Here is a 21,923-nt window from a genome sequence, read left to right on the forward strand (position 1 = left end):
CAATCGCTTCCGCGGCGGGGCTGCCGAACATGATCCAAGACTTGCCGAATCGAAATCTCGCATTGGCCTTATGCGGATTTCTCGAACAGCTCCCGCCCGATCAGCATGCGCCGGATTTCGCTGGTGCCGGCGCCGATCTCGTAGAGCTTGGCGTCACGCAGCAGCCGCCCGGTCGGATAGTCATTGATATAGCCGTTGCCGCCGAGCAGCTGGATGGCGTCGAGCGCGCATTGCGTCGCCTTCTCGGAGGCATAGAGAATGGCGCCGGCCGCATCCTCGCGCGTGGTCTCGCCGCGATCGCAGGCTTTCGCCACCGCGTAGACATAGGCGCGGGAGGCGTTCATCGTGGTGTACATGTCGGCGATCTTGCCCTGCACCAGCTGGAAGGTGCCGATCGGCTGGCCGAACTGTTTTCTCTCGTGCACATAGGGCATCACCACATCCATGCACGCCTGCATGATGCCGAGCGGACCTGCGGCCAGCACCGCACGTTCGTAGTCGAGGCCCGACATCAGCACGTTGACGCCGCGGCCGACCTCGCTCAGCACGTTCTCTTCCGGCACTTCGCAATTCTCGAATACCAGCTCGCAGGTATCGGAACCACGCATGCCGAGCTTGTCGAGCTTCTGAGCGGTCGAAAACCCTTTCATGCCCTTTTCGATGATGAAGGCGGTGATGCCGCGCGGGCCGGCGGCCGCATCGGTCTTGGCATAGACCACCAGTGTATCGGCGACGGGACCGTTGGTGATCCACATCTTGCTGCCGTTGATGACGTAACGGTCGCCCTTCTTCTCGGCGCGGGTCGCCATCGACACGACGTCGGAGCCCGCGTTCGGCTCTGACATTGCCAGCGATCCGACGTGCTCGCCGGAAATCAGCTTTGGCAGATATTTACGTTTCTGTTTCTCGTTGCCGTTGCGGCGCAGCTGATTGACGCAAAGATTCGAATGCGCGCCATAGGACAGCCCTACCGCCGCCGAGGCGCGCGATATTTCCTCGACCGCGATGCAATGCTCGAGATAGCCCAGTCCCGATCCGCCATACTCCTCCTCGACCGTAATCCCGTGCAGGCCGAGCGCGCCGATCTTCGGCCACAGGTCGCGGGGGAATTGGTTGCTTTTGTCGATTTCGGCGGCCCGCGGCGCGATCTCATCGGACGAGAAGCTTTGGACGGTTTCGCGGATCGCGTCGGCGGTTTCGCCGAGATCGAAATTGAACGTCCGATGCGCGTTGGGGATCATGGTGGCCTCCGGGCAGATCATGCGGCTTATCGCGCGCACAGCCTTATGCGTTGCAAATAAGCTTGTCACGGGCCGGCGGCCCTGAGAAGGGGGCGCGAGCAGGACCCGGGCCGGATCGGCGCCGCAATGCCGCAGAAATGCGTCAAACTCTCGCTTGCTCTGGCGCGGGTAACGGGTTGTAATTCGATTCAATCACCGCCCGAACCAACGGAAGCGGAACCATCAGGGAGCCGATCCATGCACGGGACCATCGAAGCCGTCCAAAGCGTCAGTCAAAAGGCCGCCCAAGAAAACGCCGCGCAAGAGCAGGCGTTTTCGTTGCCGCTCGACCAATTTAATCCAGGAGATCCCGAACTGTTTCGCTCCGATACGCACTGGCCGTATTTCGACCGGCTGCGCAAGGAAGAGCCGATCCATTACTGCAGGGATAGCATGTTCGGCCCGTATTGGTCGGTCACCAAATACAACGACATCATGGAGATCGAAACCAACCATTCGATGTTCTCCTCGGCGGCGCTGCTCGGCGGCATAACCATCCGCGATGTCGCACCCGACCTGCGTCGCGAAAGCTTCATTGCGATGGATCAGCCGCGTCACAGCGCGCAGCGCAAGACCGTCGCGCCGATGTTCACCCCAACCCATCTTGACCAGCTCGCGATCAATATCCGCAAGCGATCCGCCGAATGCCTGGACAATCTGCCAAAGAACGAGGTGTTCGACTGGGTCGATCAGGTCTCGATCGAACTGACCACGCAGATGCTCGCCGTGCTGTTCGACTTCCCCTGGGAAGACCGCCGCAAGCTGACGCGCTGGTCCGACGTCGCAACAACGCTTCCTGGTCCGGATGGCCTGGTTGCGACGGAGGAAGAGCGGCAGGCCGAACTGCTGGAATGCGCGACGTATTTCGGGAGGCTGTGGAAGGAACGCATCAACCAGCCGCCGAAGAGCGATCTGTTGTCGATGATGGCGCACAGCGAAGCCACGCGCGACATCGATCCGAAGAATTTCCTCGGTAACCTGATCCTGCTGATCGTCGGAGGCAACGATACCACCCGCAACACATTGTCGGGCAGCGTCTATGCGTTAAGCAAAAATCCGGATCAATACAGAAAGCTGCGGGAAAATCCCGAACTGATCGATAGTTTCGTGCCGGAGGTGATCCGCTGGCAGACGCCGTTGGCGCATATGCGCCGGACCGCGCTCCAGGACATCGAGTTCCGCGGCAAGAAGTTCAAAAAAGGCGACAAGGTCGTGATGTGGTACGTCTCGGGGAACCGCGACGAAGAGGTCATCGATCGTCCCTATGAGTTCATCATCGACCGGGCCCGTCCGCGCACCCACCTCTCCTTCGGCTTCGGTATCCATCGTTGCGTCGGCATCAGGCTTGCTGAGCTGCAACTGAGGATCATCTGGGAAGAAATCATGAAGCGGTTCGACAATATTGAAGTGGTTGGCGAACCCAAGCGGGTATATTCGAGTTTCGTTAAGGGGTATGAATCATTGCCGGTGCGAATCCCCGGCTGACGCGCGGGGGACGACAAGCAAGTCGCGCCGGGGACGACAAGGACTTAGGACCGATCGAGAATGAACATTCAGACTACGGTCAGAGCCGATAAGGCCGAGCTTCAGCGGCTCGCCCGCGAGGAAGCCTACGCCACACCGCTGAAGGATTTTCACCCGGGCGCGCCGCGCCTGTTCCAGAATGACACGCTGTGGCCCTGGTTCGAGCGGCTGCGCAGGGAAGAGCCGGTGCATTATTGCACCAACGCGCCGATCGAGCCTTATTGGTCGGTCACCAAATATAACGACATCATGCATGTCGATACCAATCACGGCATCTTCTCTTCCGATGTCGGCTTGGGCGGCATTTCGATCCGTGACGTGCCGCCGGGTTATGACTGGCCGAGTTTCATCGCGATGGACCAGCCGCGGCACGGCGCCCAACGCAAGACCGTGTCTCCGATGTTCACGCCTGATCATCTGGACCAGCTCGCGGTTCTGATCCGCGAGCGCGCCGGTCGGGTGCTCGACGCCTTGCCGCGCAACGAGACCTTCGATTTCGTCGATCGGGTGTCGATCGAACTGACCACGCAGATGCTGGCGACGCTGTTCGACTTCCCCTGGGAAGAGCGGCGCAAGCTGACACGCTGGTCCGACGTCTCAACCGCCCTGCCGAAGAGCATGATCGTCGAATCCGCCGAGCAGCGCCGGGCCGAGATGGACGAGTGTGCGGCCTATTTTGCTAGGCTCTGGAACGAGCGGGTCAATGCCGAGCCGAGAAACGACCTGATCTCGATGATGGCCCACAGCGATGCGACGCGGCACATGGATCCCGACAATCTGATGGGCAATATCATCCTGTTGATCGTCGGCGGCAACGACACCACCCGCAATACCATGAGCGGATCGGTGCTGGCGTTGAACGAAAACCCCGACCAATATCGGAAACTGCGCGACAACCCTGATCTGATCGATTCCATGGTGCCGGAAGTCATCCGCTGGCAGACGCCGCTGGCGCACATGCGGCGCACCGCGCTGGTCGATACCGAACTCGGCGGCAAGACCATCCGCAGGGGTGACCGCGTCGTGATGTGGTACGTCTCGGGCAATCGCGACGAAGAGGCGATCGAGAACCCCAACGACTTCATCATCGATCGGCCCCGCCCGCGCACCCATCTGTCGTTCGGCTTCGGCATCCACCGTTGCGTCGGCATGCGGCTTGCCGAACTGCAGCTAAGGATCGTCTGGCAGGAGATGCTGAAACGGTTCGACAAGATCGAGGTGGTTGGCGAGCCGAAGCGGGTCTATTCCAGCTTCGTGAGGGGCTACGAGTCCCTGCCGGTCCGCATTCCGGCCTGAGCAGACCAGCACTGTAAATATCGGGCTTGACCCTCCGGAGGCTCGGAAGTCATGACAGCGCAGGGTTCCCCCCGCGCTACAGGCCTCGTATCATCACCGCCCAGACCGAATGGGCCAAACCCGTCCTCGTCTCACCAACCGAGTTCCGATGACCGCCATAGAACAAGACGATTATGCCGATATCCGCGACGCCGTCGCCAAGCTATGCGCCCAGTTCCCCGGCGAATATTGGCGCAAGCTCGATCGCGAAATGGCCTACCCCAGCGCCTTCGTCGATGCGCTGACGCAAGCCGGCTATCTCTCGGTCTTGATCCCCGAAGAATATGGCGGCGCCGGGCTGAAACTATCCGCCGCGACCGCGATCCTCGAAGAAATCCACCGTGCTGGATGCAATGCCGGCGCCTGCCACGCCCAGATGTATACCATGGGCACGCTGCTGCGGCACGGCAGCGACGCGCAGAAGGCAAAATGGCTGCCGAAGATTGCCAGTGGTGAATTGCGGTTGCAGGCATTCGGTGTCACCGAGCCGACCAGCGGCACCGATACCTCGTCGCTGAAGACCTTTGCCAAACGCGAGGGCAACGAAGGCTATATCGTCAACGGCCAGAAGATCTGGACCAGCCGCGCGCAATATTCCGACCTGATGATCCTTCTGGCGCGCACCACGCCAAAGGATCAGGCACGGAAGCGCACCGATGGCCTCTCCGTGTTCATCGTCGATATGCGGGAAGCAAGAAATAACGGGCTCGAGATCAGGCCGATCCGAACCATGATGAATCACTCCACCACGGAGGTCTTCTTCACCGACATGAAGGTGCCGGCGGAAAACCTGATTGGCGAAGAAGGAAAAGGCTTTCGCTACATCCTCTCCGGCATGAATACCGAGCGTATCCTGATCTCGGCCGAGTGTATCGGCGACGCCAAATGGTTCATCGCGAAGGCCACCGCCTACGCCAAGGAGCGTGCGGTGTTCGGCCGCCCGATCGGCCAGAACCAGGGCATTCAATTTCCGATCGCCAAAGCCTATGCATCGATGCGCGCCGCCGAGCTGATGGTGAAGGAAGCCACTCGCAAATACGAGGCCGGGCTCGACTGCGGCGCGGAGGCCAATATCGCCAAGATGCTGGCGGCCGATGCTGCCTGGGAGGCAGCCAATGCCTGCATCCAGACTTTTGGCGGCTTCGGCTTTGCCGAGGAATACGACGTCGAGCGCAAGTTCCGCGAGACGCGGCTTTATCAGGTCGCGCCGATCTCGACCAACCTCATTCTGTCGTTCGTGGCCGAGCATGTGCTCGGCATGCCCCGCTCCTACTGAGAACTTAAGATGCTGCCGCTTGAAGGAATAACCGTCATCGCCGTTGAACAGGCGGTCGCTGCGCCGTTCTGCAGCTCACGGCTTGCGGATGCCGGCGCCCACGTCATCAAGATCGAACGGCCGGAAGGCGATTTTGCCCGCGGATACGATGCCGCGGCGAAAGGACAGAGCAGCTATTTCGTCTGGCTCAACCGCGGCAAGGATTCGGTGGTTGTCGATCTCGCCACCAAAGAAGGCCGCGCAGGCCTGGAGGAACTCATCGCCGGTGCGGACGTATTGCTGCAAAACCTCAAACCCGGCTCGATGGACAAGCTCGGCTTCTCGCTGGAACGTTTGAAGAAGGATTATCCGGCGCTGATCTGCTGCACCATCACGGGTTATGGCGACGACGGCCCCTATGCCCACCGCAAGGCCTATGATCTCCTGATCCAGGCCGAAAGCGGGCTCGCCTCGATCACGGGTGGTCCGGACGGTCCCTCGCGCGTCGGTCTTTCCATCGTCGATATCGCCACCGGCGCCACCGCGCATGCCGCCATCCTCGAAGCGCTGATCGCGCGAGGACGCACCGGCAAAGGTGCGGATATCCGGATTTCGATGTTCGACGTGATGGCCGACTGGCTGACGGTACCGCTTCTTAATTCGGAAGCCGGCAATCCGCCGAAACGAATGGGCCTCGCCCATCCCTCCATCGCGCCATACGGGGTGTTCAGCTCGAAGGACGGTAAGGGCATTCTGATTTCGATCCAGAGCGAGCGCGAATGGAAAAAGCTTTGCACTGAGGTCCTGGACCAGCCCGACCTGCCGAATGATGTCAGGTTTTCCAACATGGTCGAGCGCGTTCGCAACCGGCAGCTCACCGACAAGACCGTCGGCGACAGCTTTGCGACACTGACCCGTGACGAGCTGCTGAAGCGGCTATCCGACTCCGACATCGCGTTTGCCGAAGTCAACACCATGGCCGACCTTGCTGATCATCCGCATCTGCGCCGCATCGAAGTTAATACCCCGGCGGGACCGGTCGCCTATCCCGCTCCTGCTGCGATCGTCGTCGACCAGCCGCGTCACTACGGTGCCGTGCCCGGTATCGGCGATCACCCCGGCATGTCCAAAACTCCTCGCGTCCGGATCCAAACGTCATGACCGAAAAGATCGACCTCGATCATTTGCGTCAATGGATCGGCCGCACCACCGAAGCCTCCGACGTCGTCACCGCGCAACTGGTAAAGGGCTTGCGCGCGACGCTGTTTCAGGAGATCGGCGATCCCAAGACCGGCGATGCAGCGCCGTTCACCACCCATTGGTGCCTGGCGCAGCCGGTGTTTCCAATGTCGCAACTGAGCCAGGACGGTCACCCCTCGCGCGGCGGCTTTCTGCCGCCGGTGCCGCTGCCGCGCCGGATGTGGGCCGGCGGCGAACTGCAATTCCTGGACAATTTGCGCGTCGGTGACGAACCAAAGCGTTCGTCCCGCATTTCCGATGTCACGATGAAGACCGGCAGTACCGGCACGCTGTGTTTCGTCTCCGTGGAGCATGACGTGACGACGACCCGCGGCACCGCGATCCGCGAGCGGCAGGATATCGTCTACCGCGAAATGTCGAGCACGCCGCAGGCTGCTCCGACCAAGGCAGCGCCGCCGACTTCGGCGCAGCATCGCGAAGCGCATATGGCCGATCCCGTGCTGCTGTTTCGTTATTCGGCACTGACCTTCAACGGCCACCGCATCCATTACGACCGCGACTACGTCACCAAGGTCGAGGGCTATCCCGGACTGATCTTCCACGGCCCGCTGCAGGCGACGTTCATGGTGGAATTGGCGGCCAAGCTGCATGGCGGCGTACCGCCAAAGAAATTCAGCTATCGCGGACTGCAACCTCTGTTCGAAGGCAGCGAGTTCAGCATCAATGCCAACAAGACCGATAACGGCATGGAGCTGTGGACCGCGAATTCGGCGGGCCAGCCGACCATGAAGGGCACTGCAACGTGGTAGTCTCTTGTCTGTCATTCCGGGGCATCGCGCAGCGATGAACCCGGAATCCATCGGGCCGCGGGCGCAAGTGGTGGAATGGAGTCCGGGTTCGCCCTTTGGGCGCCCCTGAATGACGGCCGCTGAATAAGCACGAACAAGGGGACGGAAACATTGTCCAGCAAACACACCAGAACTGGAGCCAAATCCGTCAGCGTCAAGCAGGCAACACTCGACCTGTTACGATCATTCGGCATCCGCAAGATCTTTGGCAATCCCGGCTCGACGGAGCTGCCGTTCCTGAGCGATTGGCCCGACGATATCGACTACGTGCTGGGCTTGCAGGAAGCCTCCGTCATCGGCATGGCCGATGGTTATGCGCAGGCCACGCGCAACGCCAGCTTCGTCAATCTGCATTCCGCGGCCGGCGTCGGCAACGCGCTTGGCAATATCTACACCGCGCATCGCAACCAGACGCCGCTGGTGATTACCGCAGGCCAGCAGGCGCGCAGCATCCTGCCGCTGCAGGCATTCCTCTATGCCGAGCGCGCGTCGGAATTTCCACGGCCTTACGTCAAGTTCAGCGTCGAGCCGGCGCGCGCCGAAGATGTCCCGGCGGCGATCGCGCGCGCTTATTACGTCGCGATGCAGCCGCCCTGTGGACCGACCTTTGTCTCGGTGCCGATCGACGACTGGACCCATCAAACCGAGCCCGTGGAAGCCCGCAATGTCAGCCGCGAACTCGGCCCCGATCCCGAGGCGATGAAAACGCTCGCCGCGGCGCTTTCGGCAAGCAAGCACCCTGCCCTCGTCGTCGGCCCCGCCGTCGATCGCGCGCAAGCGGTCGAACTGATGGTTCGCGTGGCTGAGAAGGCCAAAGCGACCGTCTGGGTCAGTCCATTCTCGCCACGATCGAGTTTTCCGGAACGGCATCCGCAGTTTGCGGGTTTTCTCCATGCCTCGCCGGCGCAACTCTCGGATGCCTTGCGCGACCACGATCTGGTGGTGGTGATCGGCGCGCCGGTTTTCACCTTCCACGTTGAGGGCCACGCCTCGATCTTCGATGGCGCAGCCACGATCTTCCAGATCACCGACGATCCGACCGCCGCCGCCGCAACGCCTGTCGGCACCAGCATCATCGCGACCATGAAGCCGGCGCTGACGACGTTGCTGGACCTGTTGCCCGAGACCCGACGCGCGCCCCCCAAGGGCCGTGTCCTGCCGCCGGCGCCCGCGGCAGCCGATCCGATTCCCGTTGAATTCCTGTTGCACACGCTCTCGGCCGCGATGGGCGATGACGCGGTGCTGGTGGAAGAAGCGCCGTCGCATCGTCCGGCGATGCAAAAGTTCATGCCGATGCGTGGGCAGGACAGTTTTTACACCATGGCGAGCGGCGGTCTCGGATTTGGTCTACCGGCCGCGGTGGGAATGTCACTTGGTCGCCCGAATGTCAGGACCGTTTGCCTGGTCGGCGACGGCTCGGCAATGTATTCGATCCAGGCTTTGTGGACCGCGGCACAACGCAAGCTGCCGCTGACGGTGGTGGTGATCAACAATGCCGGCTACGGCGCCATGCGCTCGTTCAGCCAGGTGATGCAGGTGCGCAATGTTCCGGGCCTCGATCTGCCCGGGATCGATTTTGTCAGGATCGCCGAGGGCATGGGCTGCGATGCCGTGCGTGTCAGCAAATCGTCGGAGCTAGCGCCAGCGCTCAAGCGCGGCCTCGCGCATAGCGGCGTCAGCCTGATTGAGGTGATGGTGGATTCGGCAGTGCCGCTGCTCTACGCGCACAAGAATTGAAGCAACCAAGGCGTCGCCATTCACGACGCCAGAAACCCGCCATCCGCTGCCAGCATATGACCGACCACATAGGATGCGGCGTCGGACAGCAGCCAGATCGCGGCTTCGGCGGCTTCCTCCGCCTTTCCCATCCGCCGCAACGGCAAGCCGGCCGCGACGGCCGACATGTCGGCGATGCCGGAACGGAGCATCATATCTGTGACGACCCGGCCGGGGCCAATCGCATTGATCCTGACGCCGCGCGGCGCGGCTTCCATCGCCGCGGAGCGGGTCAGCGAGATTACCGCTGCCTTCGAGGCGGAATAGAGCGACAGGCCGGGGTTCGGATTTCGCACGCCACTGACCGATGCATTGACGACGATGCTGCCCTTGCCTTGCGCGAACATGACCGGAAGCTGATGGCGAAGACACAGGAAGACCGACCGCACATTGACGTCGAAGACTTCGTCATACACGGCGCTGCCCTGCTCCTCGAGCGGCGCCCGACGCTCCTGGAAGCCGGCATTGTTGAAGGCGGCGTCGAGCCGGCCATAGCGCTCGACCGCGGTCCTGACCAGGCGCGCGACATCATCTTCCCGCGTCACGTCGGTCGTGACCGCAAGCGCCTCCGCTCCCGCGCTGCGGCATTCGGCTGCAACCGCTTCGATCTCCGGCTCGCGCCGGCCGGCGATCAGCACGGCCGCGGCTCCCTCTTCCGCCATCTTCAGGGCGGCAGCTCGACCGATGCCACTACCGCCTCCGGTCACCAGGCAAACCCTTCCGCGCAGCCGGCCCACGGCCGCGCCGGGGGTCGCTGTCGGCAAAAGCTGGCCCATCGCGCCAAATTCCTCGATCATACTATCGAACCATTTCGGTATATAGTTGTATAATACAACTATTATATCATTCTGGAGTCAAGCCATGACCATTCCGGATCCGACCCTGATCGACGACATTCGCGCTGCCTCCCGGCAGATGGTCCGTGAACTCGGCTTCATGGAAGCGACGCTGGCCGCCACCGACTATCCGCCGTCGGCCGTGCACACGATCCTGGAGATCGGCCTCCGTGGTCCGATGACCTCGGGTCAACTCACCGAACTGCTGCATCTTGAGAAATCCAGCGTCAGCCGGATGGTCCGCAAACTGATCGAAAATGGCGAGTTGAAGGAGGCGTCCGATGCAGAAGACGCCCGGATAAAGCCGTTGTCGCTAACCGCGAAAGGACGGCGCACGCTGGCGGCCTTGCATGATTTCGGCCGGCGGCAGGTTTCCGGGGCGCTCGAGCGGCTGAGTGAGGCCGAACAGCGGGTCGTCCGGGACGGACTGACGATCTATGCCCGCGCCTTGCGTGCGGATCGCGACGCGGAGGCCACCACGGCCCCGAATTCCGCGGCCTGAAGTCCGGCGCAGCGCGTAGACTACTTCGTATGCGCTTCCCGCATCTTGGCCTGGATCTTCGCCATGCCCGCGATCCAGCGATCGTAATTCTCGGTCTTCTTGCGCATGTAGCCGAGCACCTGCGGATGCGGCAGGATCAGGAACGTTTCCTGCTCGATACCGGCGAGCGCGTCCTTTGCCACTTGCTCCGGCGTCAGATCGCCGTCGCCGGATTGCGGTCCCTTCGGGATCGAGCGGAGCATATTGGTGTCGACACCTTGCGGGCACAGGATCGAAACCTTGATGCCGTCGGCTTTGTGCGAGATCGCGAGGTTCTCGGCAAATCCGACCGCGGCATGCTTGGTGGTCGAATAGGCTGGGCTTCCGACCTGCGACAGAAGGCCCGCCGCCGAAATCGTGTTGAGGAAATAGCCGCCGCCACGCGCTTTCATGCGTGGGATCAGATGCCGCGCCGCATAGACATGGGCCATGACGTGGATCGCCCAGCTTCGCGACCATGGTTCGTCGGAGTTGCCGCCGGCATTCACCGACAGCGGATCGAAGCCGCCACCGATGCCGGCATTGGAGCAGAACAGCGCGATCGGACCGAACTGCCGCTCGGTTTCCTCGATGACATGGCAGATATCTTTTTCCTGGCCGACATCGCATTTGAACGCGGCACCACCGACCGAAGCGGCAACGGCCTCTCTGCTCGCGTGATCGAGATCGGCGACCACGACCTTGGATGCACCGGCGCGATGAAAGGCTTCGCAGAGCGCGCGCCCAATGCCGTTGGCGCCTCCGGTCACAACCACGACCTTGCCGGCCACCTGCATCGTCACACTCCGCTTTTGAAAAACCTCAGGTCAATACGAGATCGAGCACGGCAGTGTAGTGGCAGGCCGCGCCGAGCAGCACGAAAGAATGCCATATCACATTCTGGAAGCGAAGCCGTCGCCAGGCGTGAAAAATCACACCGAAACTATATAGCGCGCCGCCGACGAGCACGAACCACAGCGCCGTTCTCGGCAGCGTCGACACGCCGGTGTGATAGAGCATCACGCCGCTCCAGCCCATCGCCAGGTAAAGACCGACCGAGACACGGTCAAAACGGCCGGGCCAGCCGAGCTTAAGCACGATGCCGACGATCGCGATGCACCACACGCCCGTCAGCAAAGCGATGGCAAAGATGCTTTCCTTCATTTCCATGATGAAGGGTGTGTAGGTCGCCGCGATCAGCACATAAATCGCCGAATGATCGAAACGGCGCAGCACCCATTTGGCGCGCGAGACCGGCCAAAGATTATAGGTCGCCGACAGCACCAGCATCGCCAGCAGCCCGGCGACGTAGACCGACACCACGACGATATCCAGCGGCGTCGCATAGACGACGGTGAGCACGACCAGCACCGTGGCCGCGATCAACCCCAGGCACACGCCGACGACATGCACGATGCCATCCGCGATCAGCTCGGCCCGATCATAGTGCCATCCGATCGCGTCGCGCGCCGCATAGACGGAGTGCGAGGCCAGTTGTTTGAGTTGGAAAATGGTCATGGCAAACCGGCCCATTTCGGTCAGGGAGCGATAAAGAATACGTCTCGCGTGGTCAACGAACCGTTCAAACCCCTCGCTTTTAATAGCGTCGGAAGTGTGAAGCTTGAATTTGGTCTCCCGATTGCCACTTTTTAGGCAGTTCGCCCGCCCATTTTCCGAGCTTCCTTCCCCTATGGCCCCTGGTTTTTCCGATATCGTCGAGGAAGCACGCCTTTCAGCGCGGGCGCTGCTGGACTATGGCGAGCACTTTTTCAACCCAACGGTCCGGCTTGGCGTCACCGGACTGTCACGCGCCGGCAAAACCGTGTTCATCACGGCGCTGGTTCACGGTCTGATCCGCGGCGGCCGCTTCCCTGTTTTCGAGCCCCTCGCGACCGGGCGGATCGCCCGCGCCCGGCTCGAGCCGCAACCCGACGACGCCGTGCCGCGCTTCGATTACGAGAACCACGTCCGCACGCTCATTGAAGATCGCCGCTGGCCAAACTCGACCGTCGATATCAGCGAGCTGCGGCTCGTCATCGATTACCAGCGGCATAACGGCGCAGACCGCACGCTGACGCTCGACATCGTCGATTATCCCGGCGAATGGCTGCTCGATCTGCCGCTGCTCAATAAAACTTACGAGCAATGGTCGGCCGAGAGTCTTGCCTTGTCGCGTGAAGGCCCTCGCGCGCAGCTCGCAACGCCTTGGCACACGCATCTTGCGACGCTGAACGCCGAAGCCCGCGCCGACGAGCAGGCCGCGCTGACGTCAGCGCGGCTGTTCACCGAATATTTGCGCGCCTGCCGCGACGAACGCTTTGCCATGAGCCTGCTGCCGCCGGGCCGCTTCCTGATGCCGGGCAGCCTTGCGGGCTCACCGGCGCTGACCTTTGCGCCGCTCGATGTGGCCGCCGATGGAACGGCACCCGAGGGGTCGCTGTGGGCGATGATGGTCAGGCGTTACGAAGCCTACAAGGATGTCGTGGTCCGGCCGTTCTTTCGCGATCATTTCGCACGGCTCGATCGTCAGATCGTTCTCGTCGATGCGCTGGCCGCCTTCAACTCGGGCCCCGAAGCGCTCGTTGACCTCGAGGCGGCGCTGGCGGGCATCCTGGATTGTTTCCGGATCGGACGCAGTACGCTGTTCAGCAGTCTGTTCCGGCCGCGGATCGATCGAATATTGTTCGCCGCGACCAAGGCCGATCATCTGCACCAGTCGAGCCATGACCGCCTTGAGGCCATATTGCGGCGGACGGTGGCCAAGGCTGCCGAGCGCGCCGAATATGCCGGCGCCGCGATTGACGTGGTGGCGCTGGCCGCGGTCCGCGCCACCCGCGAGGCCCAGGTGCAGCGCGGCCGCGATAAACTGCCCTCCATTCTCGGCACGCCTGCGGCCGACGAGGTCGTTGGCGGCGAGACGTTTGATGGCAACACCGAAGTCGCAACCTTTCCCGGCGACCTGCCGGCCGACCCAGAAGAACTGTTCAAGGGCGAAGGCGCGTTTCGCGGCCTCTCCAGCGCGCCGGCGGAAAAAACCGATTTCCGCTTTCTTCGCTTTCGGCCGCCGCAACTCGACAGCCATGCTGCGGACGGTCCCATCCTGCCTCACATCCGCCTTGACCGCGCCCTTCAATTCCTGATCGGAGACAAATTGCAATGAGCGAGCGATCGTCTCATCGACGTCCCGCCACCTTCAAGCTGGACGATCCCGGCGTCATCGTGATGGATCCGGATCATTCCAGCCGCCCGGCTCGCGGCACCGTCCACGTCACGCCGGAAGCCGACCCAGCGCTGCTGCCGGTTCCGCTGGAGGCGCCGCTGGTTCCTATCCGGCGCGGTTTTCGCTGGGGCGCGGTGTTCTGGACCGCGCTCGGCGGGCTGGTTCTGCTTGGCCTCGGCCTTGGCATCACCCATTTGATCGAGGGCCTGTTCGCGCGCAGCGAAGGCCTCGGCTTTGTTGGCCTGGCGTTCGCCTTCGCCGCCGCGCTGGCGCTGACCATCATCATCGCGCGCGAGGCGTTTGGGCTGGCACGGCTCGCCACCATCGAGAGGATGCATCTGCGTGCCACTGAGGTGCTGATCAGCGACGATCGCAGGGCCAGCCGGACAATTGTCGACGATCTCCTGAAACTGGCGCACCAGAATCCGCAACTGGCCCGCGCCCGCGCCACACTGCAAGGCCACGCCGACGATATCATCGATGGCGCCGACATGATCAAACTGGCCGAGCGTGAATTGATGACGCCGCTCGATCAGGAAGCGCGCCGCCTCGTCTCCTCTGCCGCGCAACGCGTCTCGATCGTCACCGCGGTCAGCCCGCGCGCGCTGATCGACGTGCTGTTTGTTTTCGTGGCCTCGTTGCGGATGATCCGGCAACTGGCGCGGCTCTATGGCGGACGGCCGGGCACGCTCGGCATGATCCGGCTGATGCGTCACGTCATCGCCCACCTCGCCATCACCGGCGGCATGGCGGCGAGCGACAGCCTGGTTCAACAGATGCTCGGCCACGGCATCGCGGCAAAGCTGTCGCAGCGTCTTGGCGAGGGCGTCCTCAACGGTCTGCTCACCGCGCGACTGGGCCTTGCCGCCATCGAGGTCACGCGCCCGCTGCCATTCACCGCCTTGCCGCGGCCGGCGCTGGCGGATCTGGCGAAGGATCTGCTGCGCAAGCGCGAGGATGACGCGTAGTTTGTGCGTGCCGGCGCGGCGTTTGGATCAGAGATGTCCGTACCGATGGCGTCTTAATCTCGAAGGGGTGGACTGCCTCAGCGCGTCTGAAGCCGGATAAAATCCGTGATCACATGCAGGGCTTCCACCGAAGCGGGACTGGTCGGATTTTGCGGGATGAACGTGTGCGGCTGTCCCTTGAACTTCCGAAGTGTGATCTGCCCGCCCGCCTTTGCATAAGCAGCCGCAAACCGGTCCGCCATATCAGGCGTCACATTGGCATCATTGGTTCCCTGGATCAGCAGCGCCGGCGGCAGTTTCAACGATGAGCCGGATTCGACGATGTGCTGAGGATTGGCCTCGGCCATCGTCTCTTCGGTGCCAAAGAACGCGTGATGATTATTGACCAGCCGGTCGTTGCCCGTCGCCCTAGCCATCCGGTATCGCGCGACCGGATCCGAAATGGGCCAGCACAGGATGAGATAAGCAAGGTTGGCGTCGACGTCTGCGGCGTTCGCCAGCGGCAAAGCAAGATATCTCGGATCGCGAGGCCGCAACACGTTCAGCAGCAATTGATGGGCGCCGCTGGATGTTCCCAGCCCACCAACGAGCTCGGCATTGCCTCCCCATCGCGCCACATTCGCCTTCAGCCATCGTATCCCGAGATTGATGTCGGCGACGGAGCCGGGATAGGGCACAGCCGGCGCAAGCCGGAAGTCGAGCGCCAGCACGGCGGTGCCGGCGGCCGCGATCACCTCATGCATCGGTGCATTATTCAGCCGATCGCCGCCGGTCCACGCCCCGCCATGCACGTCGACGATGGCCGGAAAACCGGACACGCCTTTGGGGCGGTAGAGACGGGCCAGCAGCACGGCATCGCCGACCCGGCCGAACTCGAGATCCTCGGTGAGGACCTCATAGGTCGATCCATTTATCACGGTCATCTCCGGCAACCTTTCTCTTGAGGCCGAACGAACCCGTACTTGCCGGCGGCCCAGCTAGGCCGGCCCGACGATCTTCGTTCGCAGCGACATCAGGCCCTCGAACGAAATCACCATGTCGTCGCCGGGCTGCAAATAAAGTTCGGCGGCGTTCGGCTGCCCGACTGCAACGCCGCTCGGCGCCCCCATCGCGATCAGATCGCCCGGCTCGAATACGACATAGCGCGAGAAGTGTTCCAGCACATCGGCGATCTTGTAGAGATAATCGCCGGTGTTCGAGCGCAGCCGCTGCTTTCCGTTGACGTCGCAGGTGACCCACAAATTGTCGGTATCGGCGACTTCGTCCATTGTCAGGATGTAAGGACCGACCGGCGCAAAGCCGGGCATGTTCTTGGCGGTCCAGAACCGGCTGCCGGAGGCTACTTCGCGCTTCTGGATTTCGCGGGCGCTGACATCATTGGTGAGTGTGAAGCCCGAAATATAGTCCATCGCATCGGCCTTCTTCACGCCATGGGCGCGCTTGCCGACGACGTAACAAAGTTCCGGCTCGTAATCGAGCGTCGTAATGTCGGCCGGCTTGACGACTTCATCGCCATCCCCCGACATCGTGCTGATCAGCTTGATGAAACCGGTCGGCTCGTTCGGCACTTCGGTCAGCATCTTGTTGGCCGCGAGCTCTTCGCGATGCCGCTTGTTGTTTTTGCCGACGCAAAAAAACTTTGACGGGTCCGGGATCGGCGGCAGAAATTTGACGCCCGCGATCGGCAGCAGCAGTTTTTCTTTTTCAGCGGCCGCGACCAACTCCTTGAGAGCGGCAAGCGTGTGGGGACCGCTGGTCAGCGCCATCTTGACCGAGATTGCCGGGACCGCGCGATGCAGCGCATTGGCCGCCGCCACGACATCGACAATGTGATTGCCGCTGATGATGCCAAACCGCGCCTCGTTCCCCAGCGACGGATCGACAAAAGAAGCCAAACGCATTTCTACTTTCCTCCCGGCAATTGCACGTTGTTGTCTTTCACAAGCTTGGTCCATTTGGCGACATCGGCATTGATGTAGCGGCCAAATTCTTCCGGCGTTTGCGGCTTGGGCTCGGCGCCCAGCGTCGCCAGATGATCGCGAAACTCCTGCGTCTGCATCGCCGCGACAATCACCTCATTGATCTTTTTGACGATCTCGGGCGGCGTCTTCGGCGGCGCCAGCAGGCCGAACCAGCCGACCGACTCGTATCCCGGCACCGCATCGGCGACCGTCGGCACGTCAGGATAGAATTTGGAGCGCTGCGTGTCGGTCACGCCCAGCGCCTTCAATTGACCAGACTGCACGAATTGCTGCACCACCGGCCCAGGCGCGAACATGATATCGATACGTCCGCCGAGCAGATCGGTCACGGCCGGTTCAGTGCCTTTGTAGGGAATATGCAGCAGCTTGATGCCGGTGGCGCTCGCGAACAGCAGACCGGAAAGATGCGAGGCGGCGCCGATGCCTGACGAGCCATATGTCAGTCCCTCCGGCTTTTCCTTGGCATAGCGGATCAGCTCCGCCGTCGTCTTCACCGGCAGGTTGGGATTAGCAACGAGGAGATAAGGCGGCGCCGCACCGATCACGATGGGACTGAGATATTTGTTGACGTCAAACGGACCATCGCCATCGGCATTGGCGGAAACCGCCATCAGCGCGCCGGTCGACGCCATCAGCAGCGTGTAGCCATCAGCCGGCGCCTTCATGGCGGCCCGGGTGCCGATCGCACCCGACGCGCCCGCCTGGTTTTCCACGATGACAGGCTGGCCCCATTTCTTGTGCAGATTGTCGGCGACGATGCGTGCCAGAACGTCGGTGCCGCCTCCCGGCGCGAACGGCACGATCAGTCTTATCGCGTGATCGGGGTAATCGGCCGCCGTTACCGGCGAGGCGAGAGCGCAGAGTGCCAATAGCGGCACGGCGACACGAAAAAGCATTCTAGAATTCTCCTTGCGGCGGACGTTCATGACGCGCCGCAGCCAATGCGGCAACAGCAACGCCGCGATTGGCGCCATGCGCCAGAAGCGGGACGTCGCCCGCCAGCACGCGCCAGCGATACAGCGGCGAATCCGGCGGCGGCGACAGCTCCGGCGTCCAGCCGGTCAGTTTCTCCAGCGCGTAGGTGTCCATCACCATTCCGCGCCAGACACGATCGACCTGTTCGAGCGGCTCCCTGATCGCCGTCGTGGAAGCCCACACCGGATTGGCATCATCCGGCTTGCGCGCGACGTAAAGCCCGGTGTGGCCCCGGATCGCGTCGATGCCAGGGTCGCGAAAGCCCATGAAACGTCCACGCTCGTTGATCTGGATCACCGGCACGCGATCTTTGAAATACCAGCGCATCATGGCGTAGGTCCGGTAGTCCGTGGTGGCAATCCAGGTCGCGCCTGTCTTTTGCAACTCGGCCTGTGCCCGGTCCGCGACCTGCTCGTAACCGGCCTCGCCGCCGATCGGGTCGGCCTGGCCGATGAAATTCCAGGGGCAGACGGTGTAATAAAGAAACACCAGAACCACGAAGGCGATGCCGGAAATGACCGCCGCATTCGCCCACGCGATCGTCGATCTGATCATCCATGCCGGCCAGCCTTCGCGCGGCAGCATCGCGATATTGATGGCCGCGGCGGCGAATCCGGCCGGCCACATGAACATCGGCCAGGTGTCGCCCACCCGCAGCGTCAGCGACTTCCAGAAAAAATAGCCGAAGGGAACGATGACGCAGGTCGAAAGCAGGATAGCCACCGCATCAAACCGTCGATAACCCCGCCACGCCGATAGCGTCACGCCTGATAGCACCACCGGCAGCAGAATGAATCCGACCAGCCCGAACTGCAGGCCAAAGAAGTCGCCGACGGTGCGCAACGACAGTTCGTGGGTCGAGGTCGCGCGCACGAGCTGGAATCTGAAGGACGCCCAGTCGTGCTCGGCGTTCCAGATCAGGACCGGCAGGAACACGATGACCGCAATCAGCGCTGCAAGCCAGGGCCAGGGGCTCCGCAGCCATCGCCAACGCCAGGCCGGCACCAGCGTGAAGGCCAGCACGGCCGGAAGCAGCATGACGACGGTGAATTTCGACAACAGCGCCAGCCCGGCGAACAGTCCGGCGGCAAGCCACCAGCGCGCGTCCCCGCTCTCGCTTAGCCGGATCAACGCCCACAGCATGGCGACCGCAAACGGGATCAGCGCCACGTCGGGCGCGACCTTGGCCATCAGCAGCCCGTAATAGAGCGCCGCTTCCGGCATCAAGACCGCCAGCACCACCGCGCGGACATCATGCGTGACACGGCGGACGATGTCGGCGAGCAGCAATTGCGTGACCAGCATGGCCAGCACGCCGGCAAACCGCACGCCGAGATTGGTGTCGCCGAAGATCGCCGTGCCGAAACGGATGAACCACGCGATGACAGGCGGATGATCGAGGAAGGAAAGCACGTTCTCCTTCGACCAGGTCCAGTAATAGGCCTCATCCGTGCGCAGATCGATCACGCTGGCGTAGATCAGCCGCATCGCCGTCATCGCGGCAATCAACACGATCACGCCAAGCCACTGCCGAGCGGCGGATTTGTCAGGTTTGGAGCTGGTATCGGGTGGGGTAATCGTCACGGCGCTTTCTCCCCGACTCCCCGGATGGTGTCAACGTGCCGCACCTATCGGCGTCCGGCGAGCACCGGGGGCCGACAACCCGGGCGTCATCTGCGCCGGGTCCCGTCCTTGCCGGGATATCGAGCGAAAAGCTATTCAGTGCGGGAATTAAACCCTACGATCCCCGATATCTATTTCCATGAATCACATGACCTCACGTTCCCTATCCAGGCTTGCAAAATCGATCCAGGGCATCGGCGTGCGGCAGGTCCGTCTCGGCTGTGGCATGGTGCTGTACACCTATCTGGTTAGTCATTTCCTCAACCATGCGCTCGGTAATATCTCGATGGATGCCCTTGCCACCGGCGTCCGCTACCACACCCTGTTCTGGCAGTTTCTGCCGGTCGCGATCACGCTCTATACCGCGGCACTGGTTCATTCGGGTCTCGGGATCTGGGCGCTGTACCAGCGCCGGCAATTTCGCTGGAAGGCCATCGAACCGCTCCAGCTCGTGCTCGGCCTGAGCATCCCCGCGCTCATCATCGCGCATATCGTCGGCGTACGTCTTGGCCAGACGCTGTTCGGAAATGAAAAGCTCTACCCGCAGGAGCTTTATTCGTTCTGGGTCGCGCGGCCCTACAGGATCTGGCTGATGTCCGCCGTCCTGATCATCGCCTGGGTGCACGGCAGCATCGGTCTTTATTTCTGGCTGCGGATGAAAGCGTTTTTCGAGCGCGCCGCGCCATTTCTGCTCGCGGCGGCGGTGCTGGTTCCGACGCTGGCCCTGCTCGGTTTTTATCAGGCCGGGCGGAGCGTTGTCGAAGACAGCGCCAGCGCCCAATGGCGGGCCGACAACCTCTCGCCGCAACAGATCGGCACGGCGGCCCAGCAGGGAACGCTGGAGGACATCGCCGATTATTGTCTGATCGGCTACCTCGGCCTGCTCGGATTGGTGCTGCTGGCAAGAGGCGCACGCGCCCTGAACGAACGCCGCGGCGGCATGATCACGCTTTCATACGGCAATGGCCGCACGGTTCGGGTGCCGAAAGGCCTCAGCGTGCTTGAAGCAAGTCTGCGCAACAACGTGCCGCATGCCAGCGTTTGCGGCGGCCGCGCCCGCTGCTCCACCTGCCGCATTCGCGTGATCGGCGACTGCGGGCTGTTGCCGGCGCCGTCCAAGCGGGAAAACTTCGTGCTCAACCGCGTCGGAGCAACCGATCCGTCCATTCGGCTTGCCTGCCAGCTTCGCCCTGTCGAAGATCTGTCTTTCTTTCAGCTGTTCATGCCGCACACGATGTCGGCCAACGCGCATGCGTCGCAACCGCACCGTATCGGCCAGGAGCGCTATCTCGTCAGCATGTTCGTGGATATGCGCGGCTCGACCAACCTCGCTGAACATCGTTTGCCATTCGATACCGTCTTTATCGTCAACCGATTCCTCAGCGCTGTGTCACAGGCCGTGGTCGAATGCGGCGGGCAGCCGAACCAGTTTGTCGGCGACGGAGAACTGGCCCTGTTCGGTCTGCACACCAGTCCTAAAACAGCTTGCCGCCAGGCGCTCAAGGCGGCGGCCATGATTGCCGCCAACATCGAGGAACTGAATCAATTTCTCAGCCACGATCTGCATGAGCCGATCCGCTTCGGCATCGGCATTCACGGCGGCGAGGTCATCATCGGAGACATCGGCTACCGCGACCACATGGTGTTCACCGCACTTGGAGACGCGGTCAATGTCGCCGCGCGATTGCAAGACATGACGAAGACCCTCGCCTGCGAAACGATCCTGTCCGAGGAGGTGCGTGTCACGGCGGGCCTGCCGGCAGATGGTTTGCCCGAGCAAGAGGTCGCGATCCGCGGACGCACCGAGCTGATGATTGTGCGCTACGTCACCCACGCGAAGACGTTGACCGGACTCGTCGAAGATCCGGATGCCGTGGTGGCCTAGTTAAAACCGGTTCTGAACAGGCGTTCAGAAAATTCTCCCTGAACCGGCTGCGATTCTTTCGAACCCCGCCTCTCGACGATGCGACTGACGAGCGATGGGCAAGACTGACAAGCGTAGCCCGCGCCGAGTGCGCATTCCAAAGGAGAACGACCATGTTACGTAAACTTATTCTTGGACTGGTTGCCGCAGCTTCTCTCAGCGCGATGGCGCTGGCTCCCACCGCCGCTTCCGCGAAGCCGTGGGGATGGGGTGGCGGCTGGGGAGGTTATCATCACTTCCACGGCTTCGGTGTCGCTTATGTCGGCGGTCCCGCTTACGACGGTGGCGGCTGCTATGTAACGCGTCGCGTCCTGACGCCGTTCGGCTATCGCCTGCGTACCTTCAACGTCTGCTATTGATCTTAATTTCAGTTCCTTCTGCCCAAACTCCCCGGTCGCTTTGCGCGGCCGGGGTTTGTTGTTTTAGCTGTTCTGTTTTAGCTGCTCGATGTGGCGTGCGCCGGCAAAACTTGGATCGTTCCGCCAGGCGCGCCTGCCTGAAACCTGGCCGAAACCAGGCCTTGCACGCTTATCTGCCCGAAGCGGATCATGGTTAGTTTTTCCTTAATTTCACCGGCCCAGTCGTTTTGCCGCGGACTAAAAACCTCTGAACTAAGTGCAAAACCGGCAAAAAGCGCGAAATGCGCCGCGATTACGA

19 protein-coding genes are annotated in these 21,923 nt (G+C 62.1%); 11 read left to right on the forward strand and 8 right to left on the reverse strand.

Annotation, left to right across the window (positions count from 1 at the left end; all coding sequences use genetic code 11):
* Positions 1-68: 68 nt before the first annotated feature.
* Positions 69-1,241: an isovaleryl-CoA dehydrogenase gene (locus tag BLV09_RS19860; RefSeq protein WP_146688558.1), complete on the reverse strand. Its 1,173-nt coding sequence runs from the start codon at positions 1,239-1,241 to the stop codon at positions 69-71.
* A 237-nt stretch (positions 1,242-1,478) separates the two neighbouring features.
* Here BLV09_RS19860 and BLV09_RS19865 point away from each other — a divergent pair, with 237 nt between their 5' ends.
* The 6 genes from BLV09_RS19865 (at position 1,479) to mdlC (ending at position 9,179) form a co-directional block, all read left to right on the forward strand.
* Positions 1,479-2,765 carry a cytochrome P450 gene (locus BLV09_RS19865; protein ID WP_146688559.1) on the forward strand — a complete coding sequence of 429 codons (1,287 nt, stop codon included), beginning with the start codon at positions 1,479-1,481 and terminating at the stop codon, positions 2,763-2,765.
* A gap of 60 nt (positions 2,766-2,825) precedes the next feature.
* On the forward strand, positions 2,826-4,100 hold the full coding sequence (locus BLV09_RS19870) for a cytochrome P450 (RefSeq protein WP_146688560.1): 1,275 nt from the start codon (positions 2,826-2,828) through the stop codon (positions 4,098-4,100).
* A 148-nt stretch (positions 4,101-4,248) separates the two neighbouring features.
* Positions 4,249-5,415 (forward strand): acyl-CoA dehydrogenase family protein, encoded by a 1,167-nt coding sequence (locus BLV09_RS19875; RefSeq protein WP_100384096.1) that lies wholly within the window; start codon positions 4,249-4,251, stop codon positions 5,413-5,415.
* Positions 5,416-5,424: 9 nt separating this feature from the next.
* Positions 5,425-6,555, forward strand: coding sequence for a CaiB/BaiF CoA transferase family protein (locus BLV09_RS19880; RefSeq protein ID WP_100384097.1), 1,131 nt, complete (start codon positions 5,425-5,427; stop codon positions 6,553-6,555).
* A complete protein-coding gene (locus BLV09_RS19885; protein WP_146688561.1) occupies positions 6,552-7,403 on the forward strand; it encodes an FAS1-like dehydratase domain-containing protein in 852 nt (283 codons plus the stop codon). The genes BLV09_RS19880 and BLV09_RS19885 overlap by 4 nt, the downstream gene beginning before the upstream one ends.
* Positions 7,404-7,553: 150 nt before the next feature.
* A complete protein-coding gene (mdlC, locus tag BLV09_RS19890; RefSeq protein ID WP_146688562.1) occupies positions 7,554-9,179 on the forward strand; it encodes a benzoylformate decarboxylase in 1,626 nt (541 codons plus the stop codon).
* A gap of 20 nt (positions 9,180-9,199) precedes the next feature.
* On the opposite strand, the gene BLV09_RS19895 is transcribed toward mdlC, so the two are convergent.
* A complete protein-coding gene (locus tag BLV09_RS19895) occupies positions 9,200-9,994 on the reverse strand; it encodes an SDR family NAD(P)-dependent oxidoreductase (RefSeq protein WP_146691211.1) in 795 nt (264 codons plus the stop codon).
* An 85-nt stretch (positions 9,995-10,079) separates the two neighbouring features.
* Between BLV09_RS19895 and BLV09_RS19900 the strand changes: the two genes are divergently transcribed.
* Positions 10,080-10,556, forward strand: a complete 477-nt coding sequence (locus tag BLV09_RS19900) for a MarR family winged helix-turn-helix transcriptional regulator (protein WP_146688563.1) — start codon at positions 10,080-10,082, stop codon at positions 10,554-10,556.
* 20 nt (positions 10,557-10,576) lie between these two features.
* Here the strand turns inward: BLV09_RS19900 and BLV09_RS19905 are convergent, their stop codons facing one another.
* Positions 10,577-11,371 (reverse strand): SDR family NAD(P)-dependent oxidoreductase, encoded by a 795-nt coding sequence (locus BLV09_RS19905; protein WP_146688564.1) that lies wholly within the window; start codon positions 11,369-11,371, stop codon positions 10,577-10,579.
* Between the two features lie 25 nt (positions 11,372-11,396).
* The gene (trhA, locus tag BLV09_RS19910; RefSeq protein ID WP_146688565.1) at positions 11,397-12,092 is read right to left on the reverse strand and encodes a PAQR family membrane homeostasis protein TrhA; all 696 of its coding nucleotides are present in this window, start codon (positions 12,090-12,092) and stop codon (positions 11,397-11,399) included.
* A gap of 172 nt (positions 12,093-12,264) precedes the next feature.
* On the opposite strand from trhA, the gene BLV09_RS19915 reads away from it, so the two are divergent.
* Together BLV09_RS19915 and BLV09_RS19920 are read left to right on the forward strand one after the other, a co-directional pair.
* Entirely contained in the window at positions 12,265-13,734 is a 1,470-nt protein-coding gene (locus tag BLV09_RS19915) for a YcjX family protein (protein WP_146688566.1), read from the forward strand.
* Positions 13,731-14,762 (forward strand): YcjF family protein, encoded by a 1,032-nt coding sequence (locus BLV09_RS19920; RefSeq protein WP_146688567.1) that lies wholly within the window; start codon positions 13,731-13,733, stop codon positions 14,760-14,762. Before BLV09_RS19915 ends, BLV09_RS19920 begins: the two co-directional genes overlap by 4 nt.
* Before the next feature lie 77 nt (positions 14,763-14,839).
* On the opposite strand, the gene BLV09_RS19925 is transcribed toward BLV09_RS19920, so the two are convergent.
* Genes BLV09_RS19925 through BLV09_RS19940 form a run of 4 tightly spaced genes read right to left on the reverse strand, consistent with a single transcriptional unit; the run spans position 14,840 to position 19,216 of the window.
* Positions 14,840-15,685, reverse strand: coding sequence for an alpha/beta hydrolase (locus BLV09_RS19925; RefSeq protein WP_146688568.1), 846 nt, complete (start codon positions 15,683-15,685; stop codon positions 14,840-14,842).
* Positions 15,686-15,739: 54 nt separating this feature from the next.
* Positions 15,740-16,663 (reverse strand): fumarylacetoacetate hydrolase family protein, encoded by a 924-nt coding sequence (locus tag BLV09_RS19930; RefSeq protein WP_167558813.1) that lies wholly within the window; start codon positions 16,661-16,663, stop codon positions 15,740-15,742.
* Positions 16,664-16,665: 2 nt separating this feature from the next.
* Positions 16,666-17,640: a Bug family tripartite tricarboxylate transporter substrate binding protein gene (locus BLV09_RS19935; protein ID WP_167558814.1), complete on the reverse strand. Its 975-nt coding sequence runs from the start codon at positions 17,638-17,640 to the stop codon at positions 16,666-16,668.
* 1 nt (position 17,641) lies between these two features.
* Positions 17,642-19,216: a glycosyltransferase family 39 protein gene (locus tag BLV09_RS19940; RefSeq protein WP_146691212.1), complete on the reverse strand. Its 1,575-nt coding sequence runs from the start codon at positions 19,214-19,216 to the stop codon at positions 17,642-17,644.
* A 274-nt stretch (positions 19,217-19,490) separates the two neighbouring features.
* Between BLV09_RS19940 and BLV09_RS19945 the strand changes: the two genes are divergently transcribed.
* Complete coding sequence (locus BLV09_RS19945; RefSeq protein WP_146688571.1) at positions 19,491-21,227, forward strand: adenylate/guanylate cyclase domain-containing protein; 1,737 nt, start codon at positions 19,491-19,493, stop codon at positions 21,225-21,227.
* A 152-nt stretch (positions 21,228-21,379) separates the two neighbouring features.
* Positions 21,380-21,625: a hypothetical protein gene (locus tag BLV09_RS19950; RefSeq protein ID WP_146688572.1), complete on the forward strand. Its 246-nt coding sequence runs from the start codon at positions 21,380-21,382 to the stop codon at positions 21,623-21,625.
* Positions 21,626-21,923: the final 298 nt, after the last annotated feature.

Origin of the sequence: Bradyrhizobium canariense, assembly GCF_900105125.1 — a bacterium.
Lineage (GTDB): Bacteria > Pseudomonadota > Alphaproteobacteria > Rhizobiales > Xanthobacteraceae > Bradyrhizobium > Bradyrhizobium canariense_A.